The sequence below is a fragment of the Oligoflexus sp. genome (assembly GCF_035712445.1).
GTDB lineage: Bacteria > Bdellovibrionota_B > Oligoflexia > Oligoflexales > Oligoflexaceae > Oligoflexus.
Genome location: NZ_DASTAT010000128.1, coordinates 1 through 19,817, shown reverse-complemented (window position 1 = coordinate 19,817; position 19,817 = coordinate 1). Strand labels below are relative to the sequence as shown.

Here is a 19,817-nt window from a genome sequence, read left to right as displayed (position 1 = left end):
GGTTACGGGACCTTCGCGAGCCGTCTCCTTCTGCCGACGGCGGAAAGCTCGCATGACCTGCGCCTGCGTCTTTGGATGGTTCAGTCGGCCTATACCCTGTTTATAAAAAATAATCAGACCGGCGCCGTGCAGAAACTCATCGAAAACGGTCGCGTCGGGAAAACACGGGACGAGTCCATCGGTGACGTGAGTGAGCGTATCGTTCTTCTGCCTGCGGCCATGCTCGCGGGCGGAGATGTGACCCTCATCATGCACGCCAGCGCCTATTACACGAATCTGGGTATCCTTGCGGCTCCCCGTTTGGGACAGGGTCAAACGATCTATCGCGAAGAGATTTTCAAGCAGATGGAACGGGCGCTGATCATGGGCGGGTTTTTCCTGGTCGCGCTCTATAGTTTTGCGCTCTATTTGGGCCGCCGTCGCAGTCAGTTGGATCTCTGGTCGGCGATCTTCGCCGTGACGCTGCTCTTCCGCTTTGTCGGGACGGAGATGTTTTTATTCTGGTTCGTCGAAGGGGCCGCATGGATGGAACCCTTCTCCATCATTCTCAACTACTGGTGCACCCAGTTCGCCTTTGTGGTCGTGGCCATCATGTTCGCTGCGATGCATCCCATGCCGGCCCTGCGTTATACGCGCAATGCCTCGATCGCGTTGAATATTGCGGGGTCTCTTCTGGTGATCACCGTAGGTTTCGATTGGATGGTTCAGTATGTGATACAGCTTTGCTTTCTGTCGCTCCTCCTGAATGCCCTGGCGCTCGCTGGCATCATGGGTTTCCTGACCGTGAAAAAAGCCAAGGATATGGATCTGGCCGCTCTGGGCATCACGGGTCTGGCTTTGGCGGGCCTGAATGATTACCTCGTATTCTTTCAGAATATGCCGGGTATTTTCCTGGTGCAGTATGCGATCCTCTTCTTCGCCTTCACCCAGAGTTTGACGACCGGGCGGCGCTTCAATCGAACCTTCCAGCGGAATGAAGAGCTGCTGCTGGAAATCAGTGAAAAGGAAAGGGCCCGCACGGTCTTCTTTCATAATACAAGCCACGAACTGCGGACGCCGCTGAACGGCATCATTGGCTTTCTTCAGCTGCTGAGCGACGATCGCTACGGGCCGCAGACGCCCCAGTCGCGCGAGCAGCTTTTGAAATGCATTCGCCTTGCGGAGTCCTTGAAAAACCAGGTGAACACCATCCTGGATCTGGCCAAATCCAAAAAGGGCAATTTGACCCTGGAAAACAGCATGATTTCGCTCGATGAGCTTTATGCTGAGGCCTGCCACCTGGCCGAGGGCCTGCTTTTGAAGCGGGTGGACTCGCGCTTCGAGGCGGAGCGCGCCTGGAAGAAAGATGATGATCACTTCGTCGGCGACCGCGAGAAGATCGCGACGATCATGCGGAATCTTTTGGGCAATGCCTTCAAGTTTGCCGATCCCCAGCGCAGCAACTATGTGAAGATGGTGATGCAGCGCGAGGCCGATCGGATGGTCCTGACCATTTCCGATTCCGGCATCGGCATACCCAAGGACCAGCTGGATGCCATCTTCGAGGAATTCCATCAGGTGGCGGATGATGCGCGGCGGAATTATGAAGGCAGCGGCCTTGGACTTTCCATGGTGCGGGACCTGATCGAACTCATGGGCGGGACGGTGGACGTGCAATCGGAGCCGGGTCGCGGATCAACTTTCAGAGTGGTCATCCCCGAACAGAGCCAGGTGCATGTGAAGCCGACGCGCGCGGATGTTCCCACGCTGGCCTTGCCTTTGGCTCCTTTGCCCGCGCCTGCGACGACTCCTGTTCGTTCCCCCGCTTCCCGCATTCATCAGGGATTTTCCCAGAGGATCCTGGTGGTCGATGATAATGAGATCAACTGCGAAGTGATTCAGCATATGCTGGAAAATCAGGGTTATGAAGTCCTGATTGCCTATGGCGGCCAGGAGGCGCTCGTCAAGATGCGCACCGAGCTTCCGGATCTGGTGCTGCTCGATATGATGATGCCGCAGGTGTCCGGCGAGGATGTGATCAAAGCCATGAAGGGCGACCAGCTGCTGCAGGATACGCCTGTGATCCTGATCACAGCGCGGGCCAGCGAGGATGATCGGCTCTTCGGTTTGGGCCTGGGCGCTGACGATTATCTGGCCAAGCCCATCCATCAGGACGAACTTTTGATGCGGGTGCGAAACCTTTTGCATCGTCTGGAAATCAATCGTCGCATGAGCCAGCTCGAAGAACGCGATCGCCTCGCGCAATTGGGTGAGCTTTTGGGTGAACTGAGTCATGAGCTGAAAAACATTTTCCAGTTCTCGGACCTTAATCAGCGCATTGATCGCCGGATGCTGGCGCAGCTGCTGCGCCGTCTGCCGCTGGCAGGCCCAGGCTGGAGCCGCGCCGCGGATGTCCTGGCGGATGGGGATATCGGGGACAGTCCCGACTCCGGGCTGGATGGACTCAGCTTTGCGAATCTGAAGCAGAGCGAGGATCCGATACTCCGTTCCCTGCGCATGCGGCTCGCGCACCTGCCGATGCCGCAGGCCGATAAGCATGGCATTTGGCAGAGCATGCAGCGGCTTTCCGAGGAGGACAGGCTTTACTGTGATCACCAGCTGACTCTGGTGCGATCCTTTGTGCTGCTGCGCGATCAATCCCACTACGCCCGGGATCTCATCATGGACATCCTGGAATTCAATCGCACCCAGGAAGGGGACGCGAGCTGCGAGCTGGTCCGCACGGTGGATACCGTTCTGAAGCTCAGCCGTCCGCGCCTCGCTCGTCAACGCATTCGGGTCGAGCTCTCGCTCGTCTCATTGAATGTTCAGATCAGTGCGGGCGCTTTGATGCAGATCCTCTTCAATCTTCTCAGCAATGCCTGCGATGCGATGCAGGCGCTCCCCGCGGGCGAGCGTTGGATTCAATTGAATGCGGATGCCGCGGGCGACAATGTCATGATTCATGTGATCAACGCCGGGCCGCCCATACCGGAAACCATAGCCCGTTCGATCTTTGAGCGCGGCTTCACCAGCAAGGGCGGGCAGGGCTCTGGCCTCGGTCTCTCGATAGTCTGGCGGCTTCTGCAAAGGGTTCATGGTCGGATTGAACTCGATGGGAAAGCGAAGTCCCCGACCTTCATCATTACCTTGAAAACGCAGCGCTCGGACAAGGTCGAGCGGGCTCGCGTGTCCTGATTCATTCCCTTACAAACCTTATGGCATCAGGGGCAGCTGCAGCGTAAAGCATGCAGGGCCTTTTTCAGGCTGGTATTCCAAAGAACCCCGATGTTCACCGGCAATCGCCCGACAGAGGCAAAGCCCGAGGCCCTGCGCCTCGCCCGAAGTCTTGGTCGTGACAAAGGGCTGAAAGAGCTTGTCTTCGATCTCGGGCGCCACGCCGGGCCCGTTATCCATCACACGGAATTGAACGGCTGTCTGCTCCCCGTTCAGCAGAGCCTCGACATGGATCACACCATCCCTGCGTCCTGCAAGCGCTTCGATGGAATTGGCCACCAGGCTCCTGAGGACATGGATGATCTGCAAAGGTCGGCATGGGAAGGAGACGAGGCCGGTGTTGTCAGAAAGCTTGAGTTCCAACTGTCCGAACGTGATCTCGCTCTGCGTCATGATCAGAAGCTGACGCAGAAGATCACGGGCGGTGACGCGGGTCAGCGGTTCCTGATCGTTATGCCCCACGAAAGCCTTGAGTGATTCGGTGGCATAAAGGACCCGATCCAAGGCCTTTTCCATATTCTGAAAGGTTTTAAGCTGAGCCTCGCCAAAGAATTTCTGATCACTGTCCACCTTTCCCAGCCGATAGAGTCCCGCCTGGATGATGGCCAAAGGGTTATTCACTTCATGCGCGAAACTGCCGACCATTTCGCTGACGGCTGACGAACGCGCTGCTTTGGAATTCTTCCGCATCTCCTCTTCCAGCTGGCGATCGGATCGTTCCCGGACCAGATCAAAGGCCCAGGAAATACCGGACACGACCCACTGGGAAAGATTCAATCCGATGAGGAGGCTTAGAAAAAGGTCATCAAAGGATTTGTGGCCGCCAAGGCTATAACCATGCCCGGCATTGATGGAAATGGAGACCTGCACCTGGATCCAGAGCAGGAAAACGAGGAGCACTCCGAACATGGGACCGGAAATGAATGTCGTGTACACCAAAAGCGTCGGTATCCAGAAGTAAAAGGGCGCGAAGATGCTGGCCTGCATGGTTTGTCTAAGAGTTGTCATAACCAGGATGGAAAGCGTCAGCAGGACGGCGATGAGCCGCAGATAGGAACTTCTTTGGAGTGCAGACAGTATCGCCCCGCTCACGCACAGGTGCAAAGTCAGAAGTATCCAGCCCACACTGCGTTTTTCCACGAAGACCATGAACAGGCAGACACCGATGCCATGCAGCAGATAATAAAGGGTTGTACCCACCAGGACCCGCGCCCGCAGGCGCTGGATCATACCGTCCATTTTGAGCGGCGGGTGAATGAAATAATCAAGGAGCCTTATAAAGCGCCGACCCCAATTTGTCAGAGACACGCTGTCGTCCTCCCTGCCAGCGGCACATCCAGATGAAAACCACGTTCGTCCTTCGCGGTCCAGCTCGTAAGAGTGGCCTGATTGTCCCCGGCAAGATCTTCAATATAGTTCTTGGTGATCGCAGGGCGGGAATCATCCGCTGATGACTGAGCGAGTTGAAAGCGCAGATGGGGCTCTTGCTGGATGACGGACAGGCGAATAGGGCCTGGCCCTTCCTGCAAGAGTTCCTGAACAAGTCCCACAAGCACCAGCACCAGCTTGTTCATGGTGCCGAAGACAGGCCCGTTTCCCTTTGGGACCTTGACGGCAAGGAGGGATGGATGGGACGCGTCCTGAGGTGTGCAGATGAGCTCGACATATTCGAGGATTTTGTTCACATCCAGAACACTCCGCTCCTGTCGTTCGAAAGGATGCAGAAAGATGCTGTAGCTATGCGCGACCTTGGCCACGGTCAGGATCTGCTGATGCATGGTCTCCACGGTCTTTTTCAAGTCCTGCGTGGAAATCCCATGATCGCGGAGGGTCTTGAGTTCAGCAAAGGAGGCCCCGAGTGTTCGCACAGGGGTTTCGATCAACGAGAGAATGGAATGGGCAAATTCAGACAGCTCATTTAGTTTCTTAACCTTGTCCGTTCTTTTTTTCTCTTCGATCAGACTTTGTTCGGAGCGGAACTGAAAATAGACAACAGCACCCAGAATAAGAGCTGTATGGAACGAGGCGAAGAAAACAGAGCTTTCAAGCCTTGTCAGATAATGTTCAAAGCTCAGATGGAAAGGCGGCTTCAAACCCTCTGGATATAGGGCGAAAAGAGTCAGGCTGCTGCAGATGCTGGCCCAGATGGCTGCCACCCAGCCCAGCCGGCGACCACAGACGAGAAAGGCAAAAGGCAGCAGGAGCGGCAGGAAGATGAAAGAGGGCGAGACGACGCTGCCCCCGAAAAGGATCTGCGCTGCGCATATCGCAAACGTCTCCAGCATAACGAAGGCCAGCGCCAGCCGATCCATGGGGATGATCCACTTCATCAGAATTATGAAAACGAGGTCAATGAGATAGAGCAGAAGGCTGGTGCTCATCATCGGATGAAATCCGACATCGGTGCCGATCAAGAGCACGATAAGCAGCGACTGAACGGCTCCATAGACAACGAAAAGCGCAAATGCCCGGGCTCGGAACAGAACCAGCCGATCATTGCGTGGAAAATCACGGGGTAAAAGTGAGTCTATGGTATGAAATACCTGGCCGACGTAAAAATCCAATCGTTCCTTACGAGTTTTTTTCTTCATAGGTTTGTGAAAACCGCAGTGAGGAATTGATAAGGATCAGGTTTCATCGGAAACCTCACGATTTTTGTACCTCATCATCACAAAGAAAGAACTCTCATTATCACAAGAGACGCCATTATTGCCCCTGTTCCTGCCCTTGTTGTTTGGTGTTGACCGCGGAATCAAAGCTGCACTAAGAATCAGCTGACACCTCCTCTTGAATCCTTTGGAGCTGGACTCTTATGGACTTTGAACTTCCTTTCCTCTCTCGAATACGCGCGGCTCAGATCCCGGAACTGTCGGCAGCCGAGGTCCTGCATCATGTGGCAAGGGCTTCCCATCGTGGACGCTGGCCACGCAAAGTAAAGGTGACAGGAAGGATCAAGGGGCCTTTGCGCTGTGAAACGCCGGACGAGACGACCTGCGTTCTTGAAGACGAGGGAACGCAGTTGACGGTGAAGCTGCCGCGTGCGGAAGTGGAGGGTCTTGCTCCCGGCCAAAGAGTGGTGATGGAAGGCCGGCTTCTCCTGACCGCTACGAATTCGTCACTGACGCCTGTCTTGAAGGGGCATATTGTTTCGGGTGGTCAGCTTCGACGCCAGGCCGTGCAGCCGCGCAACCGGCCCCGACTTCGGCTGGCGGATTTTTTTCAGCTGCCTGAATCCGGTCTTGTGATTCTGGGATCTGAACGTGCCATCCATGATGTTGATGACGAGCTGAAAAAAGAAGGCGCCTATCCCGGTCCTGTTCGGCGGGAAATCTTGCGGATGACGGAACGAGCGGAAGTCCTGGCGGCTGCTCATCGTTATGCGGGTGTCGTGCAGGCTGTTCTTTTTGTAAGGCGGGGAGGCGAGGACCATGAATTCAGGTTTTGGAGCGATCCTGTTTTCATCGACGATGTTTTGGAAACAGGCCTTCGGGTTTATCTGGGTCTGGGTCATGCCAACGACCGAACCGCCCTGGATCCCTTGGCTGATGAAACCTTTCCCACAGCAAGCGCTGCCGGCACAGCCCTGGCCCGTGCCCTTCGCGCACCGCGCGTGACGCCAGTCAGCTTCGAAGCGCCTGAGGCCGCGCCTGTGGTTGCGCCTGTGGTTGCGCCAGTGATTGCGCCAGTGATTGCACCAGTGATTGCGCCAGTGATTGCACCTGCGGTCGCATCTGAAGACGTGCCTGCGGTCGCATCCGAAGACGCACCAGCAGTCTCGCCGACAGCGAAGGAGGAATTCCATCTCTCCAACACCATGATCTGGGCTATCGCCCTTATCCTTGGAGCCATCGTTCTGATCGTGGGCTTACGGTAAATCCTATCGCACGGCCCGCACGCAGTCTGGTTCAAAAAAAATCCGGGTTCGCGTGTTATAAGACCCTTGAGAATTGGAGGGTTTTTCCATGCGATCTCTTGTTGCTCTCTTGAATGTTGGACTCCTTGTTGCTTGCGGCACCCAAACTTCCAAAACGTCGAAAAATGAAGGTCCTGTTCCGAGTCAGACTGCAGACTCAACCATCCCGGACGAAGGGGAAGCGGCCGCACCATCCATGCCCGAAATCCCTTTGCAGAACGGCAATACCGATCCATCGGATGCATCGGCCCTGGCCGCCACGCTCCCGGATCCTGGCCGCAGGGGACGGTTTTCCGTAAGCTCCTACACGGCGAATCTTGCGAACCGAGCCTATCAATCCGCCGTGATTTATTATCCGAGAGATTCATCCCAGCAAAAATTCCCCGCCACCACATTGAGCGGCGGTTACACCAACACCAAGGAATACATGGGCTGGCTCGGCTCGCATCTGGCGAGTCACGGCATCATCACCATCATCTTCACGCCGACCAACCGCTATTCCTTCGATCCCCGCATTTGGGCCAGCGGCCACAAAGGGGCTCTCGCGCAACTTGAAATGGAAAATCAAAAGACCACCAGCCCCATCGCCGGTCGCGTGGACACCACGAGTCTTGGCATCATGGGCTTTTCCATGGGTGGATCGGGAACCGCGCTGGCCGTCAACGAACTCGGCACGCGCGTAAAAGCCGCCGTCGGCCTCTGTGCCTATAATCCTGCGGTTCTGACCCAGGCCGTTCCTGTTCTTCACATCTCCGGCAGCAGCGATACGGTCGCGCCGCCCCAACTGATCCAACGCTCCGTTTCCACATCACGCGTCAAGGTCCCCAAGGCCTTTGCCAAATTCAGCGGCATGGCTCATCAGGATGTCGTCTTCGGTGGTTCCCATCACGAGGAAATCGCCCGTTACGCCACGTCCTGGTATAAGGTTTTCCTGGCGAACGACGCGGCCTATAAAACTTATCTGAACGGTGACGAGCTGAAAAAGCAACTGGACGGCGGCCGCGTGTTCGCGCAGCCCCAGGATTATTTTTATCAGGAATAAAATTCCGCCCCGCGGCCGGCGTCCCAACGCCGCCGCCTGACTTCACTAATCCCAGCCATCCGACACATCCGACTCCTTGATTTCAACTTCATCCTGCACGAAGAGTTTTTCGAGCTGCTCGCGGGCCTCGCGGGATTTCGAGATGAACTGTTTTTCGTCGCGGCGGTAAGGATAAAGCCGGTGCAAGGTCTCGGTATCATAAATTCGGAACTGCTGCGCTGTACGCCAGGCCTGGTAGGGATGCACGCCCATGATCTCCAGCGCTTTACAGCCAATGAGAAGCGCGGAACCAAAGGTCTCACGTTCGAAATGCGTGACGCCTTTATCCATCAGCTCATAAGCGTGCGTACGATCATAGGCCCGGACGAGAACGGGGATCTGGGGATATTCGTGCCGCACCATCTCGGCCACGCGATTGATCGTTTCCCGGTCGTTCATGGCAATGACGAGCATGCGAGCCTGCGACAGGCCCGCCGCCTCCAGGAGCTGCAGCTGCGTGGCATCACCATAGTAGGCCTTGTATCCAAAGCGCCGAACGTTATCAATATGCTCCGGGCTATGATCAATCACAGTCGTGGATATATGGTTGGTATGCAGAAGACGCGCCACGATCTGACCCATACGACCGAAGCCGGCAATGATAACGGGATGCTTCTCTTCGGGCATCGCGTCCGCTTCGCGTTTGATTTCCCCTTCAATGCAGGCCCGCGCCGCCCAGCGGTCATAGACGAGGAGAAGAAGGGGAGTCGTCAGCATGGAAAGACTGATGACACCGTTCAGAATATCCGCGCGCTCGGGAGATAAAACCCCTTCCTGCAGAGCCTGGCTATAAAGCACAAACGCGAATTCACCACCCTGGGACAGCAGAAGGCCAAGCAGGATCTTATCGCGCTTCTGCACGCCGGAGAACCAGGACACTGCTATAATCACCAGTGTTTTTAAAAGCACGAGTCCAATGACAAGACCGGCGATCAAAAGCGGCTGCTCGGCGATCAGATTCAAATTCACCGTCATTCCCACGGCCAGGAAAAATAAACCGAGCAAGAGACCCTTGAACGGTTCAATATTCGCTTCCAGTTCATGCCGATATTCCGATTCCGCAAGGATCACCCCGGCAAGGAAAGCCCCCAGCGCCATCGAAAGACCGACCTTCATCATCACATAGGAAATCCCGACGACGATCAGCAGCGAAAACGCGATGGAGAGCTCCCGAATCCGCGCGCCCGCAATCCAGCGAAATACGGGGCGCGTCAGATACCGACCGCCGACTATGATCCCGACGATGGACAGCACCGCGGTCAGCACATGCGTAAACGTCAGGCCCTGCATGGGAGCAGTATCCACAGTCGGCTTTAAAAAAGCCGCCATCAAAAGAAGGGGCACGACGGCGATGTCCTGAAAGAGGAGGATGCTGAAACCTTTTTCCCCCGCCGCATGATGCCTGAGCCCGCGCTCACTGATGATCTGCATCGCGATCGCAGTCGATGACATCGCAATCCCCATGCCGGCCATCAAAGCTTCCCGCCATTCCCACTGCAAAAGACGCAGGGCCCCCGCGGCCAGCAGGATGGTGACGATCAGCTGCGCCGACCCCAGGCCAAAGATTGTGCGCCGCATGGTCCAGAGACGCTTCAGATTGAGTTCAAGACCGATCAGGAAAAGAAAGAGCACGACGCCGAATTCAGCGAGATGCAGGATTTTCTCGGGATTGTTCACCCAACCGAAAACTCCGGGGCCCACCAGAACGCCAGCCAGCAGATAACCGATCACCGAACCAAGGCCGAGCCTCGCTGTGACAGGAACCGCCAGCAGAGCCGCTGCGAAAAGAATCACCATGAAAAGCAGCGCGCCATCAGTCATGCGAACCGGCCTCCTCAGCTGTGTTCAAAGCTTTCAAAGCCAAAGGCCCTTCAGTCCGATAATGCATCAGCAGCTGCCGATAGGCCTCCGCTTTCGCCTGCAATTGAGCGGGCTCGGCATAGGATCCGGCCTGAACGGTAAAGGGCTTATGATAATGCAGACCACACAGCCGAGCCGTGGCTTCAAAGGGCCGCAGAAGTTCGGTCAGGGTGAAGCGATTGCCGCCTGATCTTTGATAGCTGGTCTCCTGATTGCCAAACGAAACCACCTGCAGAAAATCCTTTCCCTGCAAAAGCGTGCCGCCGGGTCCAAACGCAAAGCCCTGCTCCAGCACGATGTCGAGCCATTCCTTCAGCAAGGCCGGTGCGCTGTACCAATAAAACGGATGCTGAAAAATAACAAGGTCCGCCTGCCGCAGAGCCTTCTGTTCGGCAGCGGCATCTATGTAAAAATGCGGATAGAGTCGATAGAGGTCGTGAATGACGACGCCTTCCAACCCCTGAACGGCCCCGAGCAGGGCCTTCTGCGCATGGGATTGCGCAGGATTCGGATGAGCATAGAGGACCAGGATCGAACGTGGATAGGTCATGCGCAGGGATTCCTCCGTGATCCTCAACTTGTCAAAAAGGCTGAGGCTGTTCGCAGAAAGGGGTTTTTCAGGAACACTATTTCTTCATAAGAGCATTGATCGCTCGATGCCGACAAGCGCTGACGTTAGTTTCCCCTCAGAAAGGGGGAACGCTATGGTCAGACCCACACATGCACCTCAGGATGTCACCGCAATCTATCGTCAGCTTCAACCGAAATTGAAGCGCTATCTGCGAAAGTTCGGCGTTGGCGAGACTGACCTCGACGATTTGGTGCAGGACTGCTTTGTCAGCTACCTCACCTCCGGTCGCGCCATGTCCCTCGGCAGTGCGTCGGCTTTTTTGGTCACAACAGCCCGGCATCGCGCCATCGACCTCTGGCGCAAGCACAAGTCGGCCGCGCTCCATCCCCTCGAAGGCCATGAGGAGCATTGGGCCCGGCCGGCTCACGATGCCATTCCCACGGCGTTTTATCTGGAGCGACTCATGGCGCAGGTCGATGCCATGAATTCGCAGCATCCGAGCAGCCTCACCTTCAAAAAGTTTTATAGCGAGGGCAAGAGCCTGCACGAAATCGCCGCGGAATTCGGCGAGCCCCTCGGCACGATATCGGGCCGCGTGTTTCGGATGCGTCGGCAATTTCGGGATAAGTGGCGTCGTGATCTGGAGACCTTTGAAGATGAGCTCGAACGGGCGGGTTTCGATGCCTGAACCAAAAAAAGAAGGGCGGGATAAACCCGCCCTTCAACTAAGTAACGTGCAGGAAACAGGAGTCAATGCGCAAAGGACAGCTCGTCCGTCTCGGCTTCTGTCACTTTTTTCAGTTTCTCGAAGAGTTCATCCTGAACTTCATTGCTGTGATCCGGATGCTTCCAGACCAGAGCATGCATCAGAACGTAATCCATGTGCTCCACCGGAACGATGCTCAGTTCCTTCAGGATATTTTTTGGAATATCGATCAGGTCCTTCTCGTTCTCTTTCGGCAGAATGATCTTTTTGATGCCGCCGCGGTGCGCCGCCAGGATTTTTTCCTTCAGACCACCGATGGGCAGTACGCGGCCGCGCAGGGTGATTTCACCAGTCATGGCTACATCCTTGCTCACAGGGCGGTGCGTAAGGGCACTGGTCAGAGCGGTGGCCATGGTGATACCAGCGCTGGGACCATCTTTCGGGATCGCGCCTTCGGGCACGTGAATATGCAGATCGACTTTCGTATAGAAGTCTTCGGCGATATTCAGGAACTTCGCGCGGGAACGCACGTAGCTCAATGCCGCCTGCGCGGATTCCTGCATGACTTCGCCGAGCTTACCCGTGATGGTGAGCTTGCCGCTGCCGGGAAGCACATTCACTTCACACACCAGAAGATCACCACCAACTTCGGTCCAGGCCATGCCTGTACACATGCCGACTTCGTTATGCTCGTTCTGATGGCCGATGCGGTACTTGCGTGGCCCCAGATACTTGTTCACGGACTTTTCGTTGATCTTTTCGCTGATGCTGTTCGGGGCAATCTTCAGCTTGTCCTTCAGCGGCTTCATTTCCTTGCTGTCGCTGCCGTTCTTGCCTTTGATTTCCTCATGCGCATCACCTTCGATCTTCTTCATGTGCTTGCGCGCCACTTTACGGCAGATCGAACCGAGTTCGCGTTCCAGGTTACGCACACCGGATTCGCGAGTGTAGTAGCGAATCAGTTCATGCGAAGCCTTGGGCAGGAATTGAACGTCCTGGCCATCCAGACCGTTTTCCTTCAGCTGCTTGGGAATCAGATACTGGTTGCAGATCGCAACCTTCTCTTCTTCGGTGTAACCGGCCAGCGAGATCACTTCCATACGGTCCAGGAGAGGACGGGGAATGGTGTGAAGCGAGTTGGCGGTCGCCAGGAAGAGGACATTCGACAGATCATAATCCAGATCCAGATAATGATCGTTGAAGGTGTGGTTCTGCTCGGGATCCAGAACTTCCAGAAGCGCCGATGACGGGTCACCGCGGAAATCCTGGGACAGCTTGTCAATCTCATCGAGCAGGATCACAGGATTCGATTTTCCGGCTTTCTTCAGAGCGTGGATGATCTTGCCGGGCATCGAACCGATATAGGTCCGGCGGTGACCGCGGATTTCCGCTTCGTCACGGACGCCGCCGAGGGCAACGCGAACGAATTTACGGCCGGTGGCGGTGGCGACGCTGCGCGCGAGCGACGTTTTACCAACACCAGGAGGTCCGACAAGGCAAAGGATGGGACCCTTCATGTTGTCGACCAGCACGCGGACGGATAGATACTCAAGGATACGGTCCTTGACTTTTTCAAGGCCGAAGTGATCCTTGTTCAGCACATCTTCCGCATAGAGAGTGTCACGGATTTCTTCCGAGAAATCATTCCAAGGCAAAGAAAGAACAGTGTCGATGTAGTTGCGGACAACCGTAGCTTCCGCAGACATCGGCGACATGTGCTTGAGCTTCTTCACTTCCTTCATGAGCTTTTCGCGGGCTTCATCACTCAGCTTGCGCGTTTTAATTGCATTTTCCAGGTCCGAAATCTCCTGACGGCCGTCGTCGCGGTCGCCGAGTTCCTTTTGGATCGCTTGCATCTGCTCGTTCAGATAGTACTCTTTCTGAGTCTTTTCCATCTGGCGCTTGACGCGGGCACGGATCTTCTTCTCGACCCGCATGATTTCGATTTCCGATTGGATGTAACCATAGAGATCTTCCAGACGCTTGGCTGGATTGGTTTCTTCCAAAAGGCGCTGCTTGTCCTGCAGCTTCAGGTTGCTGAGGTGAGCCACCAGCGTGTCCGCCAGCTTCGATTCGTCTTCCATGGAAGCGATCGACAGCAGCATCTCGGGTGGGATGCGTTTGTTAAGCCTTACGTAGTTGTCAAAGGACATCTTCACGGTGCGGACCAGGGCTTCGTTCTCTACGCCCGCTGACTTCTGCTCAGGGAGGGCTTCTGCCTTCACGAGGAAATAGTCTTCGGTTTGCACGTATTCGGTAATCCGGGCTCTCTTCTGACCTTCAACCAGTACCTTCACTGTTCCGTCGGGGAGACGCAGAAGCTGCAAAATTGTCGAGATAGTGCCGATCGAGTAGATGTCCTCGGGCGCTGGCTCGTTGGTTTTGGCTTTAATCTGCGCGGCAAGCAGGATTTCCTTGTTCGTACTCATGGCCTGCTCTAGCGCCTGGATCGACTTCTCACGACCGACAAACAAAGGCACGACGGTCGATGGAAAGACCAGGATGTCGCGCAGAGGAAGCAATGGTATTCTGACGGCCTCTGGCTTACTAACAGGGTCTTTGGACTCATCCGACATTCTGTCTGCCTCCTCATGAGTGATCGCACACCAGTCCCTGTCAGGCCTGATGCCGTTCAATCTTACGCTCTACTTGATGATCTCATACAAGTATCTTAGCGCAATAAAATCGAGGAAGACAGTCCATATTACTCGCCGCCAAAAATTAAAAAAGGCTCTTGCGAGCCTTTCTTGCAAATCTGATGAGAGTGTTTGACGAGAAGAACTTCAGGGCTTAACTCATGCTCCGCCCGTACCGAAGTCCCGGTCTTTCGTTTCGCGCGCAGCGGCTGCGTTGATCGCGGCCATTTCCTCGGGCGTGCGATAAACCAGAATTGCCTGAGCCCCATTGAGTATGAGCTCTTCGGTGATCACCACTTCCTTGATGGATTTCTCGGAAGGGATTTCATACATGATCTCAAGCATCGACTCTTCCAGGATAGCACGCAGGCCGCGGGCTCCCGTCTTACGTTTCAATGCTTCCTTCACCACGGCACGCATAGCGCCTTCTGTGAATTTGAGATTCACGTTTTCGAAATCGAAGAGCTTTTGGAACTGCTTAACGATAGCATTCTTCGGCTTCGTGAGAATGTCGATCATCGCTTCTTCAGTCAGACTTGCCAAAGAGCAGATCACGGGCAAACGACCGATAAATTCGGGAATAAGACCGAATTTTGCCAGGTCACCCGTTGTGACTTTATTGAGAAGCTCCGTGACATTGCGCTCACGCTTGCTTTGAATCTCGGCGCCGAAACCCAAAGAGCTCGTCTCGATCCTTTGAGCCACGATGTCTTCCAGACCCGCGAACGCGCCACCGCAGATGAAGAGGACATTCGAAGTGTCCACCTGCAGAAACTCCTGCTGAGGATGTTTCCGGCCACCGCGAGGCGGAACGTTGGCGATCGTCCCTTCAATAATTTTCAAGAGCGCCTGCTGGACACCCTCGCCCGACACATCGCGGGTTATCGAAGGGTTGTCACCCTTACGGGCGATCTTATCGATCTCATCGATATAGGCGATGCCGCGCTGTGCCAGTTCAACATCGTAGTCAGCATTCTGGAGCAGGTTCAGAATGATGTTCTCCACGTCCTCGCCGACATAACCCGCCTCAGTGAGGTTGGTGGCGTCGGAGATCGTGAAAGGCACATTCAGAATGCGCGCCAGCGTCTGGGCCAGCAGCGTTTTACCGCTACCGGTCGGGCCGATCAGAAGGATGTTGGACTTGGTCAATTCAACTTCATCACCGGTCGACTTGTGATCGATACGCTTGTAATGGTTGTGCACCGCGACAGAGAGGATCTTCTTGGCTCGCTCCTGGCCGATAACGTACTCGTCGAGGATGCGCTTGATGTCCTTGGGGTTCGGGATCTTGTTGCTGGTGTTCAGCAACTCTTCCTTTTCGACTTCCTCGGCGATGATGTCATTGCAAAGCTGAATGCATTCGTCGCAGATATAGACGTTCGGACCTGCAATCAGCTTTTTGACTTCTTTCTGACCTTTTCCGCAAAAGCTGCAATGCAAACCGCTGTCTTTGCTGGCCATAGAATTGCTCTCCCTTTAGGCTCTCTGCCAAGTCTGTCTTTTGCCTCGATCCAAAAGATCGGAGGCTTCGTTGCCAACTCTCAGCCGGCGTAGTTAATGGGCCGGCGCCCACTCCGTCGCCGCCTACTGCCTCGACCCAAAGAATCCGAGGCTGCGTTGCCGACTCTCAGCCGGCGTACTCATTGGCCCAAGCCAACTCTGTGCGCCGTCTTCGGCGGCGCCTTGCCTCAGATCCTTTGGATCAAGGCACTTGTCCCGGACGGGCCGTCGATCACTCTTTCTTCGGTTTTTTTCCCGTCGAGATGATGTGATCAACGATACCGTATTCCTTTGCCTGCTCTGCGGACAGGAAATAATCACGGTCGATGTCTTTGGTTATCTGAGCCTCAGTACGACCTGTGTGTTTCGAGAGAATGCCCGTCATCTTCTTCTTCATATTGATGATCTCCTGGGCCTGGATGTCGATATCGGTGGCCTGGCCGCCGGCACCGCCCAGAGGCTGGTGGATCATAATACGGGCATTCGGCAGAGCATGACGTTTTCCAGGGGCACCCGCGGCCAGAAGCCACGCACCCATGGAACAGCACTGTCCGATACAATAGGTCCGGATGTCCGGACGGATCAACTGCATACAGTCATAAATAGCCAATCCGGCCGTGATACTTCCCCCGGGCGAATTGATATAGATACTGATGTCCTTCTCAGGGTCAACGCTTTCGAGATACAGAAGCTGCGCAACAATGGTATTCGCGATTTCATCGTAAATCGGCGAGCCCAACATCACGATCCGTTCCATTAGCAAGCGGGAATATATATCCCAGGCTCGCTCCCCTCGGTTCGTCTGTTCCACGACAGTTGGTATGATGGCCATTCCCACTTCCTTATGCAGCACAGGGTTTAGCTTCGTGTATCGTAACCACAAAATCTGTTGCAGTTGTCAATACATACATGCTTTAACTTAAGCCACAACTCAGCCAAAGACAAGATGCTTCCTATCGCCGAACCGCAATTGGTTCCACGCCGCGTCGCTCATGGTTTTCACGCTCCCTGCTGGAGCTTTAAAAAACCTGATAGGTTTTCGACGGACGGATCAAAGACTTTAGGCGAAAAAAAATCCTTCCTTTTTGGGCAGAGAATCAGCTTTGAAGTCGACGTAAAAAAAATCTCCAGTCCGGATTTGGACTGGAGATTATTGTATCAGAAAGAATTTTTGAAATTAAAGGCTTAAGTGCGAGCGGCAGACTCGGTGACCTTGGCATTGTCGATGACAAAATCCAGGGCCTTCTTGAACAGCAAGGATTCGCGGGCATGAGGACCCATCGAAGCCTTGATGCTTTCGATGAGCTTGGCATCCAATTCCTTGCCGGCCTGGGCTCCGCCGACCAACTCTTTGACATAGGAGTCAAAGTCGTCATCGTTCACCTGAATGCTTTCCGATTTGATGATCTCGGAAAGAATCAGGGTATTCTTCGCTCTTTGTTTGGCCGTGTCACGCAGGCGTTTGCGCTCGTCTTCGTTCGACTTGGCTGCTTTGCGCTGGGCATCGTTTTGGAATTCCATCTCGTCGAACATGCTGTCGATCACCTGATCGACCATGGAGGGTGGCACTTCGAAGTTATTCGAGGCCGACAGTTGGTCGAAGATGGCTGTTTCGAGCTGGCTGCGCTTGGCGCCTTCCGCCTGACGCTGCAGACGATCACGGATATTGGTTTTCAAAGCGTCGAGGGAGTCAACACCCATGTCCTTGGCCAGCTCATCGTTGATTTCGGGCAACAGGATCTCGACAACTTTTTCCAATTTGACAGTGCACTGAGCAGTCTTGCCCACTTTGCTCTTGTCGTTGACGTGCTCAGGAACCTGAATGCTCAGTTCCTTCTCTTCACCGGCTTTCATGCCTGTGAGAGCATCTTCGAGTTCAGGCAGCAGATATTTTTTACCCAGCTCGACCGGAACGCTTTCGAAGGTGAATTCAGGGAATTCTTCGCCATCGACCTTGGCTTTTTGCGAGATGGTCACGAGGTGGTTGGCGCCCGCAGCTGTGCCTTCTTCGGCGTCCTTGGTCTTGGCGTGGCGGCGCTGGATCATTTCCAGTTCGCGCTCAACGTCAGCGTCCGAGACTTCCGACGTGCTGGCTTCCAGGTTCAGACCTTTGTAGCCTTCGATTTTCAGCGCGGGCAGGATGTCCACGAGGGCGCTGAAGCTATAGTCGTTGTCTTCCTTCGGCAGGTCCATGGTCTCCAGAACAGGTGCGGCGATCGGGCGCAGAGACTGCTGCTCGATGGCGCTGAACAGGTGATTGCGAACCAATTGATCGGCGACATCGTAGGCAATCGAAGATCCGTACATCTTACGGATGACATTCATGGGGGCCTTGCCAGGACGGAAACCATTGATGCGGGCTTTTTGCTGCAACTTGCGATAAACGGAGTCAAAAGCGCTTTTCACATCAACCGCCGACAATTCCACCTTGATACGGCGTTGGACCGTATTGACTTCTTCGACAAGTGCCTTCATATCAACCTCTGATTAAGGCAAAGCGACGCTGTTTGTTGGTCCCAGGGGGTAGTGCCTGGCTCATCGCTTTGCTGGATGCTACGGTAGCAGCAGACGGCACACAGGCGGTCAGCCACCAGAAAAGTTTGCAAATTATAGAAGCTCCCCTGACTTTGTCAACCGCAGGTGGAGGACCTAAGCTATAATATAAAGGAACCCGGTAATCCATAGTGGCAAGGGAGGATCGCGTGATTGTTGAGGTCGATAAGGAGCTTGAAGATGTTTTCCCACGGTATTTGCGTAACCGTGAAGAAGACATGATGAAAATTCAGACAGCTCTGGAAAAGAAGGACTTCGAATTTTTGCGTCAGATTGGTCATAAGCTCGCCGGGAACGCAGCCGGCTATGGACTCCTCGAACTGGGGGAAATGGCGCGGGATCTGGAGCGCAGCGCCGAAGGCCGCCAGTATGATAAGTGCCGTCTGCTCTTTTCGCACATGAAAGACTATCTCGCCGAGCTCGAACTCAAATTCGTCTGAATTTTCCAAACTGCCAAAGCCGCCAGCTTCATACCGAATCTTCCTGACCGATAATCGTTAAGCATAGATGTCCAGGGCAGCTGACAGGGTTCAGCCAGCTGAAAGGGTTCAGGATGAAAGTCTGGTGGCAGCCGCGCCGGCTCCAATTTTTTCTCTCCGCGCACCTCTTCGGGGTGGGGCTGATCATCCTTCTGTTCGTCTCCTGGCTGTCCCTTAGGCAATCCGCGCGTTTTCTAAGTTCGATGACAGAAGAGGCGGCGCAAAAATCGCTGTCGGTGGCGCTCATGACCGTGAATGGCTGGCTCAAGGATGATAAGAGCGACACCGAGGTGCAGGCGTCCCGCCAGGAGCAGCTGAAGCAGATCGCCTCGGGTCACTGGGCCACGATCCTTGTTCTGAAAGCGGATGGCACGCTGGTCGCGCATTCCCCCTTTGCCAATGACAGGCTTTATGCGCGCAGCGGCTCGGATCAGAATGTCTTTCTGCATCAGGACTGCTTTCTGCGCTGCACCCTGCAGGCTCTGCAGGATCGCTTTGGACGGCTTGATCAACTGACCGGAACGCATGCCCTTCAGGTTCACGCGGCGGCTGGTCCGATGTATGCGGCCATGACCCGCGCTCAGGATCTGATCATCGTCACCATCGCGCCTGAAAAAAATTATGAGAAACTCCTTCAGGATTCTGCCACGAGCCTCGTGCTCGCGCTCCTGGTCCTTTTACTCGTGGTGCTGGCTTTCAATGCGCTGGTGGGATCCCAGGTCACCCGTCCCATCCTGCAGCTGAATGATGCCGCCGGACAGCTGGAAGGCGGGGATTTCCGCGCGCTTCTGCATTCCCAGCGCGAGGACGAGATCGGTCAGCTCGGGCGCTCCATGGGCAGCATGGCGAGGCGCTTGAAAGATTCTGTCCGTGATCTGGAGCATCAGGTCGAACGCCGCACGGCGGATCTGAAGGATATCATCGAAAAATATGCGGAAACCAATAAGGCCCTGGAGCGCAACAACGCCACCAAGGATCGCATCTTTTCCATCATCGCCCATGATCTGAAAAGCCCCTTCAATGCTCTGAAAGGCTATAGCGGCATCATCAGCGACAGTCTCGATTCCCTGGGGACCGAGCAGCTGCGGGAAATGGTCGATAAGATCTCGGTGTCCTCGGAAGAGGCGCATGGGCTTTTGGAAAACCTTCTGCAGTGGGCCCTGGTTCAAACCGGGGGGATGCGGGTCAAGTGGGAGAATCACAACCTGCGCGAGATCGTGCTCGAAGTCTTCGATCTGATGCGGGTGAATGCCAAGGTCAAAGGCATCCGCCTGGATATTCAGATCGGTCCCGACATCTGGG

Annotated in this window: 14 protein-coding genes; 6 read left to right on the top strand and 8 right to left on the bottom strand. The window is 55.0% G+C overall.

Going from position 1 to position 19,817, the window contains the following annotated elements:
- Nucleotides 1–3,177: ATP-binding protein (locus VFO10_RS27070; protein ID WP_325145140.1), on the top strand; the 3,177-nt coding region annotated here is incomplete at its 5' end.
- An 18-nt stretch (nucleotides 3,178–3,195) separates the two neighbouring features.
- Here VFO10_RS27070 and VFO10_RS27065 read toward each other — a convergent pair.
- Complete coding sequence (locus VFO10_RS27065) at nucleotides 3,196–4,524, bottom strand: sensor histidine kinase (protein WP_325145139.1); 1,329 nt, start codon at nucleotides 4,522–4,524, stop codon at nucleotides 3,196–3,198.
- Nucleotides 4,515–5,807: a hypothetical protein gene (locus VFO10_RS27060; protein ID WP_325145138.1), complete on the bottom strand. Its 1,293-nt coding sequence runs from the start codon at nucleotides 5,805–5,807 to the stop codon at nucleotides 4,515–4,517. Before VFO10_RS27060 ends, VFO10_RS27065 begins: the two co-directional genes overlap by 10 nt.
- A gap of 221 nt (nucleotides 5,808–6,028) precedes the next feature.
- Here VFO10_RS27060 and VFO10_RS27055 point away from each other — a divergent pair, with 221 nt between their 5' ends.
- Together VFO10_RS27055 and VFO10_RS27050 are read left to right on the top strand one after the other, a co-directional pair.
- Entirely contained in the window at nucleotides 6,029–7,090 is a 1,062-nt protein-coding gene (locus tag VFO10_RS27055; RefSeq protein ID WP_325145137.1) for a hypothetical protein, read from the top strand.
- An 88-nt stretch (nucleotides 7,091–7,178) separates the two neighbouring features.
- Nucleotides 7,179–8,171 carry a hypothetical protein gene (locus tag VFO10_RS27050; RefSeq protein WP_325145136.1) on the top strand — a complete coding sequence of 331 codons (993 nt, stop codon included), beginning with the start codon at nucleotides 7,179–7,181 and terminating at the stop codon, nucleotides 8,169–8,171.
- Between the two features lie 45 nt (nucleotides 8,172–8,216).
- Here VFO10_RS27050 and VFO10_RS27045 read toward each other — a convergent pair whose 3' ends face one another.
- Both VFO10_RS27045 and VFO10_RS27040 read right to left on the bottom strand, forming a co-directional pair.
- Entirely contained in the window at nucleotides 8,217–10,031 is a 1,815-nt protein-coding gene (locus VFO10_RS27045; protein ID WP_325145135.1) for a monovalent cation:proton antiporter-2 (CPA2) family protein, read from the bottom strand.
- On the bottom strand, nucleotides 10,024–10,620 hold the full coding sequence (locus VFO10_RS27040) for an NAD(P)H-dependent oxidoreductase (protein WP_325145134.1): 597 nt from the start codon (nucleotides 10,618–10,620) through the stop codon (nucleotides 10,024–10,026). The genes VFO10_RS27045 and VFO10_RS27040 overlap by 8 nt, the downstream gene beginning before the upstream one ends.
- A gap of 154 nt (nucleotides 10,621–10,774) precedes the next feature.
- On the opposite strand from VFO10_RS27040, the gene VFO10_RS27035 reads away from it, so the two are divergent.
- A complete protein-coding gene (locus VFO10_RS27035) occupies nucleotides 10,775–11,329 on the top strand; it encodes a sigma-70 family RNA polymerase sigma factor (protein WP_325145133.1) in 555 nt (184 codons plus the stop codon).
- 62 nt (nucleotides 11,330–11,391) lie between these two features.
- Here the strand turns inward: VFO10_RS27035 and lon are convergent, their stop codons facing one another.
- The 4 genes from lon to tig all read right to left on the bottom strand — a co-directional run bounded on the left by lon (nucleotide 11,392) and on the right by tig (nucleotide 17,958).
- Complete coding sequence (gene lon / locus VFO10_RS27030; RefSeq protein ID WP_325145132.1) at nucleotides 11,392–13,923, bottom strand: endopeptidase La; 2,532 nt, start codon at nucleotides 13,921–13,923, stop codon at nucleotides 11,392–11,394.
- Between the two features lie 219 nt (nucleotides 13,924–14,142).
- Nucleotides 14,143–15,444 carry an ATP-dependent Clp protease ATP-binding subunit ClpX gene (gene clpX / locus VFO10_RS27025; protein WP_325145131.1) on the bottom strand — a complete coding sequence of 434 codons (1,302 nt, stop codon included), beginning with the start codon at nucleotides 15,442–15,444 and terminating at the stop codon, nucleotides 14,143–14,145.
- A gap of 271 nt (nucleotides 15,445–15,715) precedes the next feature.
- Complete coding sequence (gene clpP, locus VFO10_RS27020; protein WP_325145130.1) at nucleotides 15,716–16,315, bottom strand: ATP-dependent Clp endopeptidase proteolytic subunit ClpP; 600 nt, start codon at nucleotides 16,313–16,315, stop codon at nucleotides 15,716–15,718.
- 353 nt (nucleotides 16,316–16,668) lie between these two features.
- Nucleotides 16,669–17,958 (bottom strand): trigger factor, encoded by a 1,290-nt coding sequence (gene tig / locus VFO10_RS27015; protein WP_325145129.1) that lies wholly within the window; start codon nucleotides 17,956–17,958, stop codon nucleotides 16,669–16,671.
- Nucleotides 17,959–18,185: 227 nt separating this feature from the next.
- Between tig and VFO10_RS27010 the strand changes: the two genes are divergently transcribed.
- Both VFO10_RS27010 and VFO10_RS27005 read left to right on the top strand, forming a co-directional pair.
- Complete coding sequence (locus VFO10_RS27010) at nucleotides 18,186–18,476, top strand: Hpt domain-containing protein (protein WP_325145128.1); 291 nt, start codon at nucleotides 18,186–18,188, stop codon at nucleotides 18,474–18,476.
- Nucleotides 18,477–18,589: 113 nt separating this feature from the next.
- Nucleotides 18,590–19,817 (top strand): sensor histidine kinase (locus tag VFO10_RS27005; RefSeq protein WP_325145127.1); only part of this gene is annotated, 1,228 nt, incomplete at its 3' end.